Below are 17,674 nucleotides of genomic sequence, written 5' to 3' on the forward strand. Positions count from 1 at the left end.
TCGGTCTCTCAAGGGAATACGGAATAAACCAAGTCTTAATTTCGACTCAAAATCATCTGTTTAATAACTACCCCTATTCCCTTGGGAGGAAAAGCGATAGCTTCCGAGTCATGGGAATCCCAGTCTTGTATGGGAATACGGGTGGTATAAACAAAAAAAAAGCCCGAATCAACGACTCGGGCTTCCGTTTTAAAGGTCAGCTAAACTATGCTGCTACAAGCTTCTTGCTCGATGGCTTAAACTTAGTCAAGTCAATGCCTTGTACGGCTGCTTCGTATTCTGCCATTGTAGGCGTGCGACCAAGGATCGTTGATAATACAACAACTGGTGTAGATGAAAGCAATGATTCTCCTTTTTTCTCACCAGAGTCTTTAACCACTCTTCCTTGAAAGAGACGTGTAGAAGTGGCCATTACCGTGTCCCCTGGCTCAGCTTTCTCCTGGTTACCCATGCACAGGTTACAACCTGGACGCTCCAGGTACAACATGTTTTCATATTTCGTTCGCGCCGCAGCTTTTGGATTGTTATCATCAAATTCATATCCTGAGTATTTCTGAAGCACTTCCCAGTCGCCTTCCGCTTTCAACTCATCAACGATGTTGTAAGTAGGAGGGGCTACAACAAGTGGAGCCTTAAATTCCACTTTTCCATGTTGCTGCTCAATGTTCTTGAGCATTTGCGCCAAAATCTTCATATCACCCTTGTGAACCATACACGACCCGACAAATCCTAGATCAACTTTCTTTGTGCCACCATAGAATGAAAGCGGTCTGATGGTATCGTGTGTGTATCGTTTTGAAACGTCAGCGTTATTTACGTCCGGATCTGCAATCATTGGCTCGCCTATGACGTCAAGATCAACAATTACTTCTGCATGATATTTTGCATTAGAATCCGGAGTTAATGCCGGTTTTTCACCGGATCTGATTGCTGCAATTCGTCTATTTGCCTTGTCAACCAATCCCTGAAGAACATTGAGATCATTATCCATGCCCTTCTCTATCATGATTTGGATTCTGCCTTTGGCAATTTCCAGTGACTCGATCAATGTCTCATTTTCTGAAATACAGATGGATGCCTTGGCTTTCATCTCAGCTGTCCAATCAGTGAATGTGAATGCCTGATCGGCAGTCAAGGTTCCAAGGTGTACCTCAATAACCCGACCCTGGAATACATTTTCACCACCGAATTGTTTCAACATTTGTTGCTGTGTTGCATGAACCACATCCCGGAAGTCCATGTAAGGCTTCATTTCTCCTTTGAAAGTCACCTTCACAGATTGTGGAATTGGCATAGATGCTTCTCCTGTGGCAAGGGCAAGGGCAACAGTCCCTGAATCCGCTCCAAATGCAACACCTTTAGACATTCTTGTGTGAGAATCTCCTCCAATAATGATATCCCAATCATCCACAGTGATATCGTTGAGTACTTTGTGGATCACATCTGTCATTGCAGGATAAACGCCTTTTGGATCACGCCCGGTAATTAGACCAAAGTCGTTCATGAATTTCATAAGTTTCGGAATGTTGGCTTGCGCTTTACTATCCCAAACAGAAGCAGTGTGACATCCAGACTGGTAACCAGCATCTACTATCGGTGATATAATGGTTGCTGCCATTGATTCTAATTCCTGAGCAGTCATCAGACCTGTAGTATCCTGAGATCCCACAATGTTTACTTCCGCACGAACATCCGAGCCGGCATGCAATGTCTTACCCGAAGTGATTCCAACAGCATTTTTGTTGAATATTTTCTCAACTGCCGTAAGTCCTTGTCCATCGTTCGAAATTTCTTTTGATGGAGCGAATACGGTCGGAGCTTCAGTGCCTAGCGTTTTTGCAGCGAACGTCTGTAATTTCTTGCCAAAAACGACAGCATAAGAACCACCTGCCCTTATAAATTCGAGCTTTTGAGGGGTTAATGAAGAAGAGATATCAATCAGCTCTTGATCTCCTTTATAAAGCTTTTTCTTTTGAGTATTTATTGTGAGAACAGTTCCTGTTGCTACAGAATAAACTTCTTCTAACACTGGCTCACCATTCTCATCTACAATGACTTTACCATCTGCATCGGTTTTTTTTCTCCAATTTTTAAGGTCAATACCAATACCTCCAGTAACACCTACTGTAGTTAAGAATATTGGTGAAATGCCGTTTGTTCCTGCAATGATAGGAGCAATATTGACGAACGGAACATATGGGCTGGATTGAATACCCGTCCACAATGCCACGTTGTTCACTCCTGACATTCTGGATGAACCTACACCCATTGTCCCTTTTTCAGCGATCAACATCACTCGCTTATCAGGATGCTTTTCTTTTAAAGTTGAAAGCTCCTTTTGCATTTCCTTGTTGTGCTCGAAAATACATTGTCCATGTAGCTCTCTATCTGATCTGGAGTGTGCATCTGCACCAGGAGAAAGTAAATCTGTAGAAATATCTCCCTCTCCGGCAATAAATGTTACGATTTCAATTTCTTCTTCAACCTCAGGGAGTTTTGTGAAGAATTCCGCTTTTGCATAGCTTTCTAATAACTCTTTCGCGATTTCGTGCCCGTTTTCAAAAGCTTTCTTTAAGCGATCATAATCCGCATCATACAAAAACACTTGTGTCTTAAGCACTTTTGCAGCCTCTTTAGCTATTCCCGCATCATTTCCTAAGGCCAGGTCAAGCAATACTTCAATAGAAGGACCGCCTTTCATGTGAGATAGTAACTCAAATGCGAATGAAGGACTGATTTCTTCAATAACTGATTCACCAAGAATAATTTCCTTTAAGAACTTAGCTTTTACAACAGCGGCTGGTGTAGTCCCAGGTAGCGTATTATAAATAAAGAACTGGAGAGCATTTGCTCGATGCTCATTACCAGCATCTTTGATTATCTTGATGATTTCGCTTAGTAATTCATCGCCATCGATTGGCTTAGGCTGTAATCCTTGAGCTTTTCTCTCTTCGATTTCGTTGATGTAATCGTTGTATATCTTCATTCTAAGATTTTTTTAAAAAGGGCCTGCAATTCAAAAGTTTGCAAAGATAATTGATTTGGTTTTTTGATTGGACGTCTCCACAAAAACAAAAACAGAAGCGGAAATCACTTTAAATCTGTAAGGAATTGTAATGTGTCCACATTATCAGCATAGTCCCACAAATCCGGACTTTGTGCCTTACCAAAGGCAATATGTTTTTTACTAACAATGCATTGAATTTTTTCTTTTTGACCTTCCAGAATGCCATAAAGGCTATCTAGAGGTTCATACACCTGGTGATAAAGAACACTTATTGGCGAAACAAGATCATCAGTAGTGTTAATTAGCAAAAATCCAGTGTCAAGATGTGGTGTCTTATTTACAAGAAAAATGGATTTATAGTAGTCGTAATTGTTTCGATATTTATTATGGTTTGATATATCACTGAAGGCTTCAAAATGCGGAAATGAATCTCTAAAGTCATATCCTTTCGGTGTAAATACCTTTGAAACATTTCTACATCCTAATCCATAATATGAAAAAATGTCGCTCCCTAAAGATTGAAGTTCGGAATCTGATTCTTTACCAGATAAAATTGCTACTGAAGTTCTGTTCTTCCGAATTACGTTTGGTATGTCCTTAAAATAGTATTCAAAGTATCGAGCGGTGTTATCACTGCCCGTAGCGATAACAGCATCAATACTTGTGAGCTTTTCTCTGATCTCTATGTTTTTCTTAAATCTGGGCTCTATTTCAACAATCCAATCGATCATCGTACGGATTAAAAATTCATCATTGCTGCTTGGTTTTATAGCAGCAAAATGACCGCTAATCAAGACAGAAAGTAGATCATGGAATCCAACCAGCGGAATATTGCCAGCCATTACGATTCCTACAATCTTAGGTGTCACCTCATTAAGGTTATACCGTGATGTCCATTCCTGTATTTTATTATTATCTAGCATAAATTGTATCCCTTTCAGCGCTTGAGATACACTTTTAGGTGTAAACCACCCATTTTTGCTTTTGGCAATTGCACCCAGTTGATCTAACTCAGATGATGAAAGGCTTGCAATTTTTTCTCCAAGTTTGGCAAAGGCACTGATGCGATCTTCTAATTGCATAAAAATTGAATGTAAGTTCTTGTTGGGCTGCAAACTTATTGCGATTAATTTTGTTCCCTCATTTAGAACACAATAAAAAAGCTTTTTTATGGCAATAATGATTACCGACGAATGCATCAACTGTGGTGCATGTGAACCCGAATGCCCAAATACAGCCATATATGAAGGTGGAGTAGAATGGAAATGGGCCGATGGCACAGATCTCAGCGACATTGAGATGGAAGATGGGTCCAAGGTAGACGCAAAAGAAGTCCAGGAGCCGGTTTCAGATGAGTTTTATTATATCGTTCCAGGAAAATGCACAGAATGTACTGGTTTTCATGAGGAGCCTCAATGTGCAGCTGTTTGTCCGGTTGATTGTTGTGTTCCGGATCCCGATTATGTTGAAACTGAAGAGGAGTTAACCGCTAAAAAAGAGTGGTTACATTTGTAATCAACGCATCTTTTTACGTTTGATTAAATAAGCCCCTAGTACCTTATCAAACGAGTCATTGGTGTTGACAGGGACAAAATCTACCTTCATCATACCACACTTAATCTTAAGTTCCTGGTAAAACTTTGCAGTTTCAGAGCGGTACTCATCTTTGATGTCATGAGGATTGATCTTGATGGATTCTTTTGTTTCCAAATCTATAAAGCGGTAGGGCCTGTCTTCAAACTCAAAATTCAATTCCGTAGCATAATCAGAAACATGGAACAAAATCACTTCGTGCTTATTATGTTTTAAATGCTGCAAAGCGCTTAATAATTCATCCTCATTGCTATTTTGAAACATATCGGAAAAAATAACTACGAGTGATCGTTTATGGATTTTATCCGCTATTTCATGCAACACCTTAGAAATGTTAGTCTGTGATTCAGGAGTGGTGTTCTCTAATTCAGAAAGTTTTGTAAGTATTGAGTTGAGGTGAGACTTTGTGCTTCTTAAATCTGTTTCTTCTTCAATTCTGTCAGAAAACACAGAAAGACCAACAACATCTCTTTGCTTAGCCAGCAAATATGAAAGTGCAGATGCAGCAAAAATGGAGAATTTAAGTTTGTCCTTTCCTGGTTTTGGATAGTGCATAGATGCAGAATTATCTATCAAAATGCGGCATCTAAGATTGGTCTCCTCTTCATATTGCTTGGTATATAATCGATCCGTTCTTGAGTATACTTTCCAATCTATGTGACGCGTACTCTCTCCATAGTTATATAGTTTATGCTCCGCAAATTCAACAGAGAATCCATGATATGGAGATTTATGAAGACCTGTTATGAAGCCGTCGACTAGCTGTTTAGCAATCAAACCAAGGTTGTCATATTGATTAATTTCTGAAATGTTTGTAGTCATAAGGTACTATTCAACGGGGAATCCAACATTTGTTTTGCATATAAAAAATATAAAGCAGTATATTTAGCCCCGATTTTGGTAACAAACTAACACCTAACACAAATTTTTTGCAAGTGGAAGACAATAACGAAAAAGGAAGAGACGAAATCTATTCTGAGAGAGTAAAGGCGGGAAAGCGTACTTACTTTTTTGATGTGAAAGCGACAAGGTCGAATGACTATTACTTAACCATTACGGAAAGTAAGCGAAAACCTAAAGATGATGGGTTTTTCTATGAGAAGCATAAGATTTTTCTGTACAAAGAGGATTTCAACAAGTTTGTTAACGCACTTAATTCAACAGTAAATCATGTGAAGGAAGAGTTGATGCCGGAGGTTGATTTTACACAGTTTGATAGAGATAATCATGAAGAACCTGCTGTAGCGAATGCTGACGTATCAGATTCAGATTCGGATCTTAAGTGGGATTAGTAAGTTAATTTTTTTTATAAGTATGAAGAGAGAGGCTTCCTGAATTATTTTCGGGAGGCTTTTTTATTTTATGGAGTAATTTTGCGCTCCGAAAATAAATTCATTCAATAATTAATTTCTATGGGATTACAGTGTGGGATCGTTGGACTACCAAATGTTGGTAAATCCACTTTGTTTAATGCATTATCCAATGCGAAAGCAGAAGCAGCAAATTTTCCGTTTTGTACTATTGAACCAAACGTTGGTGTTATAACTATTCCAGACGAGAGATTACAGATTCTGTCAGATTTAGTCAATCCTAAGAAAGTTCTTCCTACTGTAATAGAGTTCGTAGATATAGCTGGATTAGTCAAAGGAGCTAGCAAAGGAGAAGGGCTGGGGAACCAATTTCTAGCAAATATCCGTGAGGTTGATGCTATCATACATGTCATTCGATGCTTTGACAATGATAATATTGTGCATGTCTCTGGAAAAGTTGATCCAATTGAAGATAAAGAAGTAATTGATACAGAGCTTCAACTGAAAGATTTAGAGTCTGTAGATAAACGAATCGAAAGAGTACAAAAGATTGCAAAGTCTGGTGACAAAGAAGCTAAAGCAGAGCATGACGTATTGTTAAAATTTAAAGCTCATCTTGAAAGTGGTCAGAATGCACGATCACTTGAGATGGATAAAGAACCGCGAGCATGGATCAAACCACTTCAACTCCTTACTGATAAGCCTATTATATATGTGGCCAACGTAGATGAGGAGTCTATCAATTCCGGGAATGAATGGAGTAATAAGCTTGCAGACAATATCAAGAATGAAGATGCCCAATTGATACTGGTTTCTGCAGGACTTGAAGCTCAAATTGCTGAGTTTGAGGATCCTGAAGAGAAACAAATGTTTCTTGAAGAGTATGGATTGACTGAATCCGGGCTTAATCGATTAATCAAAGCTTCATATTCATTATTGGATTTGATCACCTATTTCACCGCTGGTGAAACCGAAGTTCGTGCATGGACGATCAAGAAAGGCTGGAAAGCACCTCAAGCTGCGGGTGTGATACACACGGATTTTGAAAAAGGATTTATCAAAGCCGAGGTTATCAAAATACCTGACTATCAGCAGTTTAAAACTGAAGCTGGCTGCAGAGAGGCTGGTAAATTAGCCATTGAAGGTAAAGAGTATGTCGTCAAAGATGGTGATGTAATGCATTTCAGATTTAATGTCTGATTACCGCTCAATTGACCTAAACCTCTTGTATCCAATTAGCTCATCGTTGATGTTTCCTGGTTTTCGATAATAAACCAATATTTCATATTCATTCTCTGCCTGGAAATGGCTGCCTTCAAAGTGATATGGATCTAAAGTAGAACTTTGAACCAAATATTGGTATTCATAATACCCCTGCTTCAAAAAAATTGACGTTTGGTATTTTCCCAATCCGTTTTGACTTGTATAAGTCATTTTGTTTTCATTATTAAGTCTCCAGTTATTAAATCTGCCTGTTACATAAACCTCGCCATCTATAGGATTGGATTTAAGGGCGAAAGTCACTAATGCATAATCAGCACTAAGCTGGCCCTCACCGGGATCATTGTTTTGAATAATGTAGTTCCCGTTAATATCCTGAAAATTTTGAGTATAAGTAATATTTCCCCTAGTTCCATCGAGTTTCAATGGAGCCATAATTTTAGATCCAGTATTGGTAATACGTCCAACGTTTCGTCCTGCAACATTGAGTGTTCTTAAATCTGCAAATCTGAACTCATTCCAGCCTGAAAAGTTGGTACTTAAATCCAAATGGCGGAACTCCATATAACCATCATTAGGTCTGATTAGGGTTGGCTCAATTCCTTCAATAGAACTATTCCAATTATGATTTTGTAGAATTACCGTTTGAATATCCTGAATAGGGGAGTTGACCTGCAGATTACCATAAGAAATACTGTACTCCAACTGTTGATTTTCTTCTCTCTTGTCAATTGTCGTACTTATTCGCACTGTGTGATCTATCGAAGTTCTAGAATCGACTACTAAAAACTTTCTGGTCAAAATTAAATCATTAGGATTTGCTCTTCTAAATACAGCCAATACATAATTACCAGACAGATATGGTTTGGGAATTTCAAATCTGTAATTAATATAAGGTTGAATGGTATTAACCGAATAGTCAAATTCAGTGATTCTGAAATTGTTTATTTCATTCATAAATTCCATATCTCGTAATCGAGAACGCCTCCAATCTCGATTACAATGGAAAATTTTAGCACTTAAGTTTTCAAATTGATCAGTTAGGAGGTCGAAACTTAGAATGAGTTGCTCAGAATTGTTAAGAGACACCACCGGATTCTCTAATTCCTGTATCTGACCATTTTCAAAAGGAAGAATTTTAGCGAATCCAACCAGGTTTTCATATTCATGATTATCGAAAATAATTTTTTTTTCCTGAAGGGATTGTTGGGGTACAACAGGTTCGCATTGTACTAATAGAAAACAAATTGTAATTATCGCCAGGTTCTTCATAACTTTAGAGATAGAAAACCCAAATTAGAGATTGCAACTATAATAATCAGCATCGGGTCTATTTAAATGCCAATATGAATGTCGGTTTCTGAAGAAAAATTGATTAAAGGCTGCCAAAAAGGCAAAAGAGAGTATCAAGAAGCACTTTACGATAAGTATTGTGATGGAATGTACCTTGTAGCACTTAGATATTCTAAGGCACAGCAAGAAGCAGAGGACATTCTTCAAGAAGCTTTCATTAAAGTCTTTAAGAATATTAAGAAGTTTAGAAAGGATTCTTCATTGGCATACTGGATAAAGCGGATTGTTGTTAATACAGCCCTGAATCACCAGAGAAGCAAGCTCTATCTCTACCCGATGGTTGATGTAAATGACTTGGATAGTTGGAGTGAAAAAGAGTCGGTAATAGCTGAAATGAGTTATGACGAATTGTTGAAACTCGTTAGAGATTTACCAACCGGATGTCAGGTGATTTTCAATTTATTCGCTATTGAAGGATATAAGCACCATGAGATAGCTAAGAAGCTGAAGATTAGTGAGGGAACCTCCAAATCTCAGTATTCAAGAGCTAAATCATTGCTTGCGGAAAAGGTTTTGCAGAGAGATAAGATAAGATATGGGTCCGGAGAGCTTTGAAAATAGCATCCAAAAGAAGTTTGAAAATCAAACATTAAAAGCACCAAAAGGCGTTTGGGAGAATATTGAAAATTCTTTAAACGCTGACTTTGTAGCTGCTTATGCATCCCAGCATTCAATGTATAAGTGGATGTCTGTTGCTGCTGTCTTCATTGCAGTTCTACTTCTTGGAGTATTGGTATCTCCTTTTAATACAAAAAAAGCTAGTAGCACTGAAGAATTACAAACATATAATGCATTGCTGGCTGATGACTGGGACTATGGTAATTTCTATCAACCCTTTGTCAGTCATGAGCTAATTACTTTTACATTCACCCCAGTTGGAAATCCATCCGATATTGTAGGAGAGCAAAAAGAAGCACCAATTAAAACACTTGATTTTAAGGATGTACTAGTGCTTGATTACAAAAAGTCCAACCTCGAGCAAGCTAAGGTTGAAAGTGAAATCTATCCGTATTACTTTGCTGGGGTAGGGTATTCAAAAAGAAATGGATCGGCTAATAATGATTCTAAACTATGGGCTGGAATAGAAGCCGGAGCAGGTAATTTCAATTCTGATTTTTCAGGATCTGGAGTATTATCCAATTCGTTGAAGCCTAGTGGCCTGGCCTCTGCCATCGGTTCTGGAAACTTTGTTAATCCAACGACCAATATCCAACAAGACATGGAAGAAGGCATTGCTACATCGATAGCCGTTGATTTTGGTATGTCATTAGGAAAAAGATGGACACTTGAAAGTGGTGTTGCCTATACAAATATGAGCAATAGAGGTTCAGCTTCGATAAATGTCTTGGATGTTTACACCATTGATAATAGTGACCTTATCAACGACAATGGCGGCATAGATGATGGAAGTCAGCAAGGCATTAATTCTCGTGAAGCAACTATTGAGATTGAAGAAAATTATGATCATGAGATTGCCTTGAATAATAATGTTCAGTTTGCTTCAATTCCCTTAAAAGCAGGTTTTTTTGTACTTGACAAAAAATTAAGCTTAAGATTAAATGCCGGCCTTTCAGCTAACTACTTAGTAGGAAGCAACTTGTCGGACCCAACAAAACAAATATTGAATAGTGATGAGCTAAACCTATATAACGATTGGTCTTTTGATGGAATAGGAGGCTTTGAAGTAGGTTATTCGTTATCAAATAGTTTTGATTTGACTATTGAGCCTAATTACAGGCATTCTATAACTCCTATCAGTAATTCAGTTAATTCGCCTTCAAGATTCTTGGTGCAAACGGGCTTTAGATACACTCTGAACTAGCCTTCTATCCCTAAATATTCCTATTTCGCATAAAAGATGTAACCTCTCATCACAAGTAGAGTATCTAAAGCATGATGCAACGTGCGCATTCACTTTGTGTCTTTTAATGGTCAACTAACTCAAAACCATGCGCTCTACAGGACTACTATTCTATGCTCTTTTGTCAATTTTTTGCCTCAAGGGTAAAGCTCAAGAAGAACTACCCCCGAAAAAATCCTATACTACGGCATGGGCAGAAACCCCAATAACATTGGATGGAAAACTGGATGATGAGGCATGGAGTCAGGTGGAATGGGGTGGTGATTTTATCGGACATAGGCCTGAGTATAATGTTGCACCTAAGCAGCAAACACAATTTAAAATTCTATATGACGCGAAATTCCTTTATGTAGGAATTAGAGCGCATGACACAGAGCCAGAGAAGATTGTGGAGAGGATGTCTCGACGAGATGGATTTGATGGAGACTTTGTAGAGATCAATATTGATAGCTATTTTGATAAACGAACCGCTTTTTCTTTTACCGCCTCAGTTTCGGGAGTAAAAGGCGATGAATACGTTTCGAATAATGGAGATGACTGGGATTCGACATGGGATCCAATCTGGTATCTTAGAACTAGCATAGACGATAAGGGATGGATTGCAGAATTTAAAATACCTCTCTCACAGTTACGATTTGCCAATAAGGAAAACCATACTTGGGGAATTCAATTTACCAGAAGAATATTCAGAGAAGAAGAACGATCTACATGGCAATCTGTTGATCCTAATGCACCAGGATGGGTTCACCTGTTTGGAGAATTAAATGGGATCAAAGGCATTAAGCCTCAGAAACAGTTAGAAATACAGCCGTATGTCTTGACTTCTTTAGAGAAATACCAGAAAGAAGAAGAAAATCCTTTTAGGGATGAAGGAAAGGAATTTAATACCAATGTTGGATTAGATGCGAAAGTGGGAATTACATCTGACATCACTCTGGACCTTACATTTAATCCGGATTTTGGTCAGGTAGATGCTGATCCATCTGCTGTGAATCTTTCTGCATTTCAGCTTTTTTTCAGAGAAAGAAGACCATTCTTTTTGGAGGGTAGTAACCTGCTTTCATTTAGAACAAGTGGAGGACCTAATAACCTGTTTTATTCAAGAAGAATAGGAGGAAGGCCACATGGAAGTCCTGAAAATGTTCAATACATGGATTACCCTAACAATACAAGAATCATTGGAGCCGCAAAAATTACGGGTAAAAATGCTAAAGGATTTTCTTGGGGAGTGCTAGAATCGTTAACAAATAAAGAGCGTGCTGATGTTATTTATGAAGATGGGTCAGGTGGAGAAGAAATTGTTGAGCCTTTTACTAATTTTTTAGTTGGTCGTGTGCAACAAGACATTGACGGGGGCAAAACGGTAGTGGGTGCTCTCGCTACCAATGTTAAGAGGTTTGATAATCGAGGCAATGGGTTAGAGTACCTTCATGACAATGCTACAAGTGCTGGAATTGATCTTGACCATAACTTTAAGGACAGGAAATATGGTTTGGAATTTAAAGCTATGTTCAGTCAGGTTGAAGGAACTCAAGGAGCTATCTACAACACTCAAACATCATCGGAACGATATTTCCAACGACCAGATAACAATCATAAAGATGTCGACACCACACGTACTTCACTGACTGGAACGGCTGCCACTCTCTCTTTTGGCAAAAGAAGCGGCAATTGGCGTTGGTCGGTTGGCTCAAACTATAGATCCCCTGAGCTGGCACTTAATGATGCCGGATTCCTTCGTCAAACCGATGATTTTAATAATTGGTTCTGGACGCAGTATCGAGTGAATAAAGTCACCAATATGTTCCGTTCACAGAACTATAACTTTTACGCTGAATACAACAGTGATTTTGGCGGAGCTATTACCAATCGAGGAATGAATCTTAATATGAATTGGGAATTCAAAAATTATTGGGGGTTTGGTCAGGGAATGTGGATAGGTGGCGATCGAGTTTCAAATGCTGACCTAAGAGGAGGTCCTTCGATTAAGTATCCTGGAAATATCAATTATTGGTATTGGATTGGATCAAACAGCAGAAAAAATGTTAGGGTATCTTTTAACAACTGGTTCAATTGGGGACAAAATGATTTTAGGAAAAGTATGGGGATGTCTATTAATATTAATATTCGACCAACGGATGCTCTTCAAATATCCCTCTCTCCTGATATTAATTTAAGCAGGAATGACCTGCAATATATCTCCCAGCAAGAACAGAATGCTGAGATGAGATATGTTCTGGGGCGTGTGGAACAGAAAACATACAGCATGTCTATTAGAGCTAATTACAACATTACACCAAATCTCACATTAGAGTTCTGGGGGCAACCATTTATTGCGGCAGGTGAGTATTCGCAGTTTAAAAGGGCGCATTTACCCAACGCTGAGAACTATAACAATAGATTTTACACATTTGATGAATCTGAAATCATCTTCAACTCAGAAGATGGTATTTATGAGGTGTATGAGAGTGGTAACTCCGAAGCAGATTATACATTCAGTGATCCAAACTTTAACATAGTACAGATCCGATCAAATTTTGTAATGAGATGGGAGTATATACCAGGCTCTACTTTGTTTCTGGTTTGGTCTAAGAATGGGTCATACTTTGATCAATCAAGAGACAATAGCTTTAGTGATCTTGCATCGCAACTTTCAGGACTTTCAGGAAATAATACTTTCCTAATTAAATACACCTATCGATTTATTCTTTGAAGTAGTTCCTACTAAATTTGGGTAAAATCTTAAAACCCGAATATGTCCAAAGTAGTGATTATTGGTGCAGGAGGTGTTGGCCGTGTGACAGCCTTTAAGTGTGCCCAAAATTCAGATGTTTTCAAAGAAATTGTCCTTGCTTCGCGCACTAAATCAAAATGTGACGAGATAGCAGCCGATATTAAAAATAGACACGGTGTAAGCATAGAGACTGACCAGGTGGATGCTGATCATGTTGATCAAATTGTTACGCTTTTTAAAAAGCACAACCCCAGATTGGTCATTAATGTGGCGTTACCTTATCAGGATTTAACCATCATGGATGCTTGTCTCGAAGCAGGTGTGCATTATTTGGATACCGCAAATTACGAGCCACCAGAGGAAGCTAAGTTTGAATACAAATGGCAGTGGGCATACCAGGATAAGTTCAAAGAAGCTGGACTCACCGCAGTGCTTGGTTGTGGATTTGATCCAGGAGTGACTGGAATTTTTACATCCAGAGCAGCAAAACATTTCTTCGATGAAATTCACTACCTGGACATTGTGGACTGCAATGCAGGAGATCATGGAAAAGCCTTCGCGACAAATTTCAACCCTGAAATTAATATCAGGGAAATCACCCAAAAGGGCAAGTACTGGGAAGATGGTGAGTGGGTAGAAACCAACCCATTTGAATTCAGGAAGGAGCTTGACTATCCAAATATTGGAAAGAGACCTTCATACCTTCTCTATCATGAAGAGTTAGAATCGCTTGTTAAAAATTATCCCTCAATCAAACGCGCTAGATTCTGGATGACGTTTGGGGATGAATATCTAACTCACCTTCGTGTGATTCAAAACATTGGAATGGCTTCTATTGAGCCTGTGAATTATGAAGGTAAAGAGATCGTACCATTGCAATTCTTAAAAGCGGTTCTTCCAAATCCTGGAGATTTAGGAGAGAATTACGAAGGAGAAACATCTATTGGTTGTCGAATAAAAGGTATCAAAGATGGTAAAGAAAAAACCTACTACATCTGGAATAATTGTAGTCACAAAGCAGCGTATGATGAAACAGGTGCACAGGGGGTTTCCTATACAACAGGCGTGCCGGCCATGATTGGAGCGTACATGATGCTGACTGACAAGTGGACGGGAGCAGGTGTCTTTAACGTGGAAGAATTTGACTCAGATCCCTTCCTTGTAAAATTATCGGCATCAGGTTTACCATGGTATGAAAAACATGACCTTGACCTGGGAATGGATTAATTATGATTGATATTCAAAAAGTACCGGAGTTTTATAGAGTTTATGTTCAAGCGCTTGGAGAAGGTGAGCTTGTCCCTTTATTACTAAAAACCGGTGATGATTTCATTACTTTTTGTAGGGAACTCACTGAGCAGCAAGGACTCTATCGCTATGCTGAAGGCAAATGGAGCATTAAGGATATTATCCTTCATGCGACAGATTCTGAACGAATTTTTGCTTACCGAGCTTTAAGATTTGGAAGAGGAGATGCCACTGAGCTTACTGGATTTGAACAGAATGATTATGTGCCAGAGGCAAATGCGGACGCTCGATCCATTCACAGCTTACTCACAGAGTTTACCAATGTAAGAGCAGCATCTGTGGATTTGTTTGCTTCTTTGAGTAGTGAGCAAAGACAAAAAGAGGGTATAGCTAACGGGACTAAAATCAGTGTTGAAGCAATAGGATACATTATTTCAGGCCATCTTGTTCATCACATGAATATTATAAAAGAGCGATATTCTAAATGAAGATTCCATCTCCTTGCTTTGTTTTGGATGAAAGTAAGCTCATTCAAAATTTAAAACTGATAAACAGCGTCCAAAAAAAAGCAGGAATTGAAATCATTCTGGCGTTTAAAGGATTTGCCATGTGGGGAGCATTTTCTATTGTTAAAAAATATGTGAGAGGCGCTACAGCAAGTTCTCTGAATGAGGTAAAGCTATGTAATGAAGAAATGGGTGTAAAGTCACATACCTATTGTGTTGCGTATACTGATGAGGAATTTGATCAAATTGTTTCCGCTTCATCTCATCTCACTTTTAACTCCATTGGTCAATACAACAAATTTATAAGTCGTGTTCCAGTTGAGGTAAGCGTAGGATTAAGGATCAACCCCGAATGGTCAGATGTAGAGACTGATCTGTATAATCCATCAAGTCCGGTTTCCAGATTAGGAATTTCAAGTAAAGAATTGATAGAACTACCTGAACGTGTAGATGGGCTTCACTTTCACGTGTTGTGTGAGTCGGATTCTTATGCACTTGAGAAAGTTTTAGAGTCATTAGAAAATAGATTTGGTCATCTATTGCCTAAAATAAAGTGGGTAAACATGGGTGGTGGTCACTTGATGACCAGCCAAGGATATGATACGGATCATCTCATTAATCTTTTGAGAGCGTTTAAAGAAAAGCATAAGGTTGATATCATCCTTGAACCAGGTAGTGCATTTGCCTGGCAGACTGGAGATCTACACTCATCTATCCTGGACATTGTCGATAATGGTGGAAAAAAGACGGCCATTTTCGATGGTTCATTTACCTGTCATATGCCGGATTGTCTGGAGATGCCTTATCGACCAAAACTTGAAAAAGGTTCTAATGTCTTTATTGATGACTGGCACCCTTATCGATTGGGAGGAATTAGTTGTCTTGCTGGTGATTTCTTAGATGAATATTGGTTTGAGAAACCACTTCAGATTGGTGATTCGATTGTATTCAAGGATATGATCCATTATACAATGGTGAAAACAAGCACTTTTAATGGAGTCAAGCATCCTTCCATAGGAATACTTAAAACTAACGGAGATTTTGAATTGCTTCGTGAATTTGGTTACGAGGATTTCAAAAATCGTCTTTCATAAATTTTCTCGTAGATCGGACTGACTAAACTTAATCCTTAAGTTTTGGATCTAAATCACCACGCATAAAAAGATTGTATTCTTCACACGATAGGTATCCTTCACCCAATGAATATGGGCAGGTTTTATAAACCTCATCAAACAAACCCTGATGAACAACCACACCGGATCCGTGGCAAACCGGGCAAAGCATTTTTTCAAGTCCCCCACAATCATATTCAGCTGATTCAAGATCAACAGCAAATTGCTCTGATTGAGTTCGTTGAATCCGTAGGTATTCATCTTCTGCAAATTGCAGAAATTGTATGGCAGGTTCGTAGTAACGTCCTTTTGTTCCTTTTAGCTGAATGTATTTGTTTAGCCAGTTGATGCTCTGCTTGTATTTACCTAGATGGTAACTATTTCGCCCAAAGAAATAAGCCATCTCAGAGGGCAACTTTTCCATATTTTGTAGGACATATTGAAAAAGAATTTGGGCACTATCATATTTACCTAATGCCATTAGCTGAGCTCCTTGCTCCATTTTACCAATGAGTACAGACTCTCTTACCTCTTGCCCGGATGCTATGACTGAAATGATTAGTAAGAAAGAAAAGATTAGTTGCCTCATGAAGCTTTGATAACGACCGGAAAATTAAAATGGTTTGCCGTCATATCTCATATCTAAGCAAAAGATTAACCAATTTTATGATAGCAGCAAATCTTTCTACAGTTTTGGCAATAATTTCAATCAAAATCGTTGAGAGGATAAGAAAGGTGTTATGCGAAAAATTGTTTTGATTCTATTTGTTGGTTTTTTTGCTTCAATGTCATTTGCACAGAATACACGAAGTGCTGAAATACGAAAACCTCCTAAACCGCAATATCAGGCAGCTAAGAAAGAAAAGAAAGGTCTTTTTAATTTCCTAAAGAAGGATAAGAAAGCCGAAAGCAAGACCAATCAAGAAGAGTTAGTTGCTTTTCGCAGCAGAGTAAGTAAGGCTTATGCGGAAAATGAGAAGGTGGAACGCAAGGTGTGGAAAAATAATAGGAGAGAGGCGAAAAAAGGAAAGAAATTTCATGGCCATAAAAGACCTCCCAAAAAACGCCCACCTGGAAAGCAGAAATTCTGCAAGGTCTGTCGGATTAAGCATTAGACTTAATCTTTAGTATCATATCGACGAAAGAAGAAATCTTCATCAACTTTTAGGAAATTAAGCTATGCGCTCACTCGATAGAGTGTTTGTGATCGCATTCTCAATCCAAAATGACTAAGTATTGCTCTTCTAATGGATTGTTTTAAAAATGTATGATTGATGCCACCTTCAGACACTGCAAATTTGATAATGGGTCTCTGGACCTCCTTTATAAAAGAGAGCTGAGATATCCAGACAGCATACATCTCTTTCCAGTCAGCATCGTATGCCTCCATGTGCGATCTGCCATCCCACATGATCTCCAATTGATTGTCAGCATGATTGTGCCTGTAGATCGCTGATAAGATGTCATAATTATCTTCCAATAGCTCTTTTGCAAAATGAATCTTTTGTTTAAGCTCAATGATGAAATCATCCTCCAACCCCATGGGGTTATGCAGTAAGTTATAAGAAGTCAAAATTTGCTGGAGCCATTCTTTAAGTAGGACTTCTTTCGAGAATGCCTGCACGGACTTAAGTAGATAATTTTTGTCCTGAGCGAAATATTTTTCTTCTATGAGCATAAAAAAAGGGTAACACAAAGTTACCCTTCAATTTTTAAAATTCTTAACAGA

Annotated in this window: 16 protein-coding genes; 10 read left to right on the top strand and 6 right to left on the bottom strand. The window is 38.5% G+C overall.

Annotation, left to right across the window (positions count from 1 at the left end; translation table 11 throughout):
• Positions 1 to 205: 205 nt before the first annotated feature.
• Both ACOMC3_RS04665 and ACOMC3_RS04670 read right to left on the bottom strand, forming a co-directional pair.
• Positions 206 to 2,986: a bifunctional aconitate hydratase 2/2-methylisocitrate dehydratase gene (locus ACOMC3_RS04665; RefSeq protein ID WP_420318368.1), complete on the bottom strand. Its 2,781-nt coding sequence runs from the start codon at positions 2,984 to 2,986 to the stop codon at positions 206 to 208.
• A 104-nt stretch (positions 2,987 to 3,090) separates the two neighbouring features.
• Positions 3,091 to 4,089 carry an acyl-CoA reductase gene (locus ACOMC3_RS04670; protein ID WP_420318369.1) on the bottom strand — a complete coding sequence of 333 codons (999 nt, stop codon included), beginning with the start codon at positions 4,087 to 4,089 and terminating at the stop codon, positions 3,091 to 3,093.
• Positions 4,090 to 4,177: 88 nt separating this feature from the next.
• Here ACOMC3_RS04670 and ACOMC3_RS04675 point away from each other — a divergent pair, with 88 nt between their 5' ends.
• The gene (locus tag ACOMC3_RS04675; RefSeq protein ID WP_420318370.1) at positions 4,178 to 4,522 is read left to right on the top strand and encodes a 4Fe-4S binding protein; all 345 of its coding nucleotides are present in this window, start codon (positions 4,178 to 4,180) and stop codon (positions 4,520 to 4,522) included.
• Here the strand turns inward: ACOMC3_RS04675 and ACOMC3_RS04680 are convergent, their stop codons facing one another.
• Positions 4,523 to 5,422 (bottom strand): DUF58 domain-containing protein, encoded by a 900-nt coding sequence (locus ACOMC3_RS04680; protein ID WP_420318371.1) that lies wholly within the window; start codon positions 5,420 to 5,422, stop codon positions 4,523 to 4,525.
• A 113-nt stretch (positions 5,423 to 5,535) separates the two neighbouring features.
• Here ACOMC3_RS04680 and ACOMC3_RS04685 point away from each other — a divergent pair, with 113 nt between their 5' ends.
• Together ACOMC3_RS04685 and ychF are read left to right on the top strand one after the other, a co-directional pair.
• Positions 5,536 to 5,892: a DUF3276 family protein gene (locus tag ACOMC3_RS04685; RefSeq protein ID WP_420318372.1), complete on the top strand. Its 357-nt coding sequence runs from the start codon at positions 5,536 to 5,538 to the stop codon at positions 5,890 to 5,892.
• 120 nt (positions 5,893 to 6,012) lie between these two features.
• The gene (gene ychF, locus ACOMC3_RS04690; protein ID WP_420318373.1) at positions 6,013 to 7,110 is read left to right on the top strand and encodes a redox-regulated ATPase YchF; all 1,098 of its coding nucleotides are present in this window, start codon (positions 6,013 to 6,015) and stop codon (positions 7,108 to 7,110) included.
• Here the strand turns inward: ychF and ACOMC3_RS04695 are convergent, their stop codons facing one another.
• Entirely contained in the window at positions 7,111 to 8,403 is a 1,293-nt protein-coding gene (locus ACOMC3_RS04695; protein WP_420318374.1) for a type IX secretion system plug protein domain-containing protein, read from the bottom strand.
• 78 nt (positions 8,404 to 8,481) lie between these two features.
• On the opposite strand from ACOMC3_RS04695, the gene ACOMC3_RS04700 reads away from it, so the two are divergent.
• From ACOMC3_RS04700 to nspC, 6 genes are all read left to right on the top strand, one after another.
• Positions 8,482 to 9,039: an RNA polymerase sigma factor gene (locus tag ACOMC3_RS04700; protein ID WP_420318375.1), complete on the top strand. Its 558-nt coding sequence runs from the start codon at positions 8,482 to 8,484 to the stop codon at positions 9,037 to 9,039.
• Positions 9,020 to 10,306 carry a hypothetical protein gene (locus tag ACOMC3_RS04705; RefSeq protein ID WP_420318376.1) on the top strand — a complete coding sequence of 429 codons (1,287 nt, stop codon included), beginning with the start codon at positions 9,020 to 9,022 and terminating at the stop codon, positions 10,304 to 10,306. Before ACOMC3_RS04700 ends, ACOMC3_RS04705 begins: the two co-directional genes overlap by 20 nt.
• Before the next feature lie 127 nt (positions 10,307 to 10,433).
• Positions 10,434 to 13,058 (top strand): DUF5916 domain-containing protein, encoded by a 2,625-nt coding sequence (locus ACOMC3_RS04710; RefSeq protein WP_420318377.1) that lies wholly within the window; start codon positions 10,434 to 10,436, stop codon positions 13,056 to 13,058.
• Positions 13,059 to 13,100: 42 nt separating this feature from the next.
• Complete coding sequence (locus tag ACOMC3_RS04715; protein ID WP_420318378.1) at positions 13,101 to 14,306, top strand: saccharopine dehydrogenase C-terminal domain-containing protein; 1,206 nt, start codon at positions 13,101 to 13,103, stop codon at positions 14,304 to 14,306.
• 2 nt (positions 14,307 to 14,308) lie between these two features.
• On the top strand, positions 14,309 to 14,815 hold the full coding sequence (locus ACOMC3_RS04720) for a DinB family protein (RefSeq protein WP_420318379.1): 507 nt from the start codon (positions 14,309 to 14,311) through the stop codon (positions 14,813 to 14,815).
• Complete coding sequence (nspC, locus tag ACOMC3_RS04725) at positions 14,812 to 15,927, top strand: carboxynorspermidine decarboxylase (RefSeq protein ID WP_420318380.1); 1,116 nt, start codon at positions 14,812 to 14,814, stop codon at positions 15,925 to 15,927. Before ACOMC3_RS04720 ends, nspC begins: the two co-directional genes overlap by 4 nt.
• Positions 15,928 to 15,955: 28 nt before the next feature.
• Here the strand turns inward: nspC and ACOMC3_RS04730 are convergent, their stop codons facing one another.
• Positions 15,956 to 16,534 (bottom strand): hypothetical protein, encoded by a 579-nt coding sequence (locus tag ACOMC3_RS04730; protein ID WP_420318381.1) that lies wholly within the window; start codon positions 16,532 to 16,534, stop codon positions 15,956 to 15,958.
• 151 nt (positions 16,535 to 16,685) lie between these two features.
• Between ACOMC3_RS04730 and ACOMC3_RS04735 the strand changes: the two genes are divergently transcribed.
• On the top strand, positions 16,686 to 17,060 hold the full coding sequence (locus ACOMC3_RS04735; protein ID WP_420318382.1) for a hypothetical protein: 375 nt from the start codon (positions 16,686 to 16,688) through the stop codon (positions 17,058 to 17,060).
• A gap of 62 nt (positions 17,061 to 17,122) precedes the next feature.
• Here ACOMC3_RS04735 and ACOMC3_RS04740 read toward each other — a convergent pair whose 3' ends face one another.
• A complete protein-coding gene (locus ACOMC3_RS04740; RefSeq protein WP_420318383.1) occupies positions 17,123 to 17,623 on the bottom strand; it encodes a hypothetical protein in 501 nt (166 codons plus the stop codon).
• Positions 17,624 to 17,674: the final 51 nt, after the last annotated feature.

The organism is Ekhidna sp. (genome assembly GCF_965212185.1).
In the GTDB taxonomy this organism is placed as follows: Bacteria; Bacteroidota; Bacteroidia; order Cytophagales; family Cyclobacteriaceae; genus Ekhidna.

Coding starts and splice junctions, on each gene's coding strand:
- ACOMC3_RS04665 (WP_420318368.1), bottom strand. CDS start 2,986: ATGAAGATATACAACGATTACATCAACGAAATCGAAGAGAGAAAAGCT.
- ACOMC3_RS04670 (WP_420318369.1), bottom strand. CDS start 4,089: ATGCAATTAGAAGATCGCATCAGTGCCTTTGCCAAACTTGGAGAAAAA.
- ACOMC3_RS04675 (WP_420318370.1), top strand. CDS start 4,178: ATGGCAATAATGATTACCGACGAATGCATCAACTGTGGTGCATGTGAA.
- ACOMC3_RS04680 (WP_420318371.1), bottom strand. CDS start 5,422: ATGACTACAAACATTTCAGAAATTAATCAATATGACAACCTTGGTTTG.
- ychF (WP_420318373.1), top strand. CDS start 6,013: ATGGGATTACAGTGTGGGATCGTTGGACTACCAAATGTTGGTAAATCC.
- ACOMC3_RS04695 (WP_420318374.1), bottom strand. CDS start 8,403: ATGAAGAACCTGGCGATAATTACAATTTGTTTTCTATTAGTACAATGC.
- ACOMC3_RS04700 (WP_420318375.1), top strand. CDS start 8,482: ATGTCGGTTTCTGAAGAAAAATTGATTAAAGGCTGCCAAAAAGGCAAA.
- ACOMC3_RS04705 (WP_420318376.1), top strand. CDS start 9,020: ATGGGTCCGGAGAGCTTTGAAAATAGCATCCAAAAGAAGTTTGAAAAT.
- ACOMC3_RS04710 (WP_420318377.1), top strand. CDS start 10,434: ATGCGCTCTACAGGACTACTATTCTATGCTCTTTTGTCAATTTTTTGC.
- ACOMC3_RS04715 (WP_420318378.1), top strand. CDS start 13,101: ATGTCCAAAGTAGTGATTATTGGTGCAGGAGGTGTTGGCCGTGTGACA.
- ACOMC3_RS04720 (WP_420318379.1), top strand. CDS start 14,309: ATGATTGATATTCAAAAAGTACCGGAGTTTTATAGAGTTTATGTTCAA.
- nspC (WP_420318380.1), top strand. CDS start 14,812: ATGAAGATTCCATCTCCTTGCTTTGTTTTGGATGAAAGTAAGCTCATT.
- ACOMC3_RS04730 (WP_420318381.1), bottom strand. CDS start 16,534: ATGAGGCAACTAATCTTTTCTTTCTTACTAATCATTTCAGTCATAGCA.
- ACOMC3_RS04735 (WP_420318382.1), top strand. CDS start 16,686: ATGCGAAAAATTGTTTTGATTCTATTTGTTGGTTTTTTTGCTTCAATG.
- ACOMC3_RS04740 (WP_420318383.1), bottom strand. CDS start 17,623: ATGCTCATAGAAGAAAAATATTTCGCTCAGGACAAAAATTATCTACTT.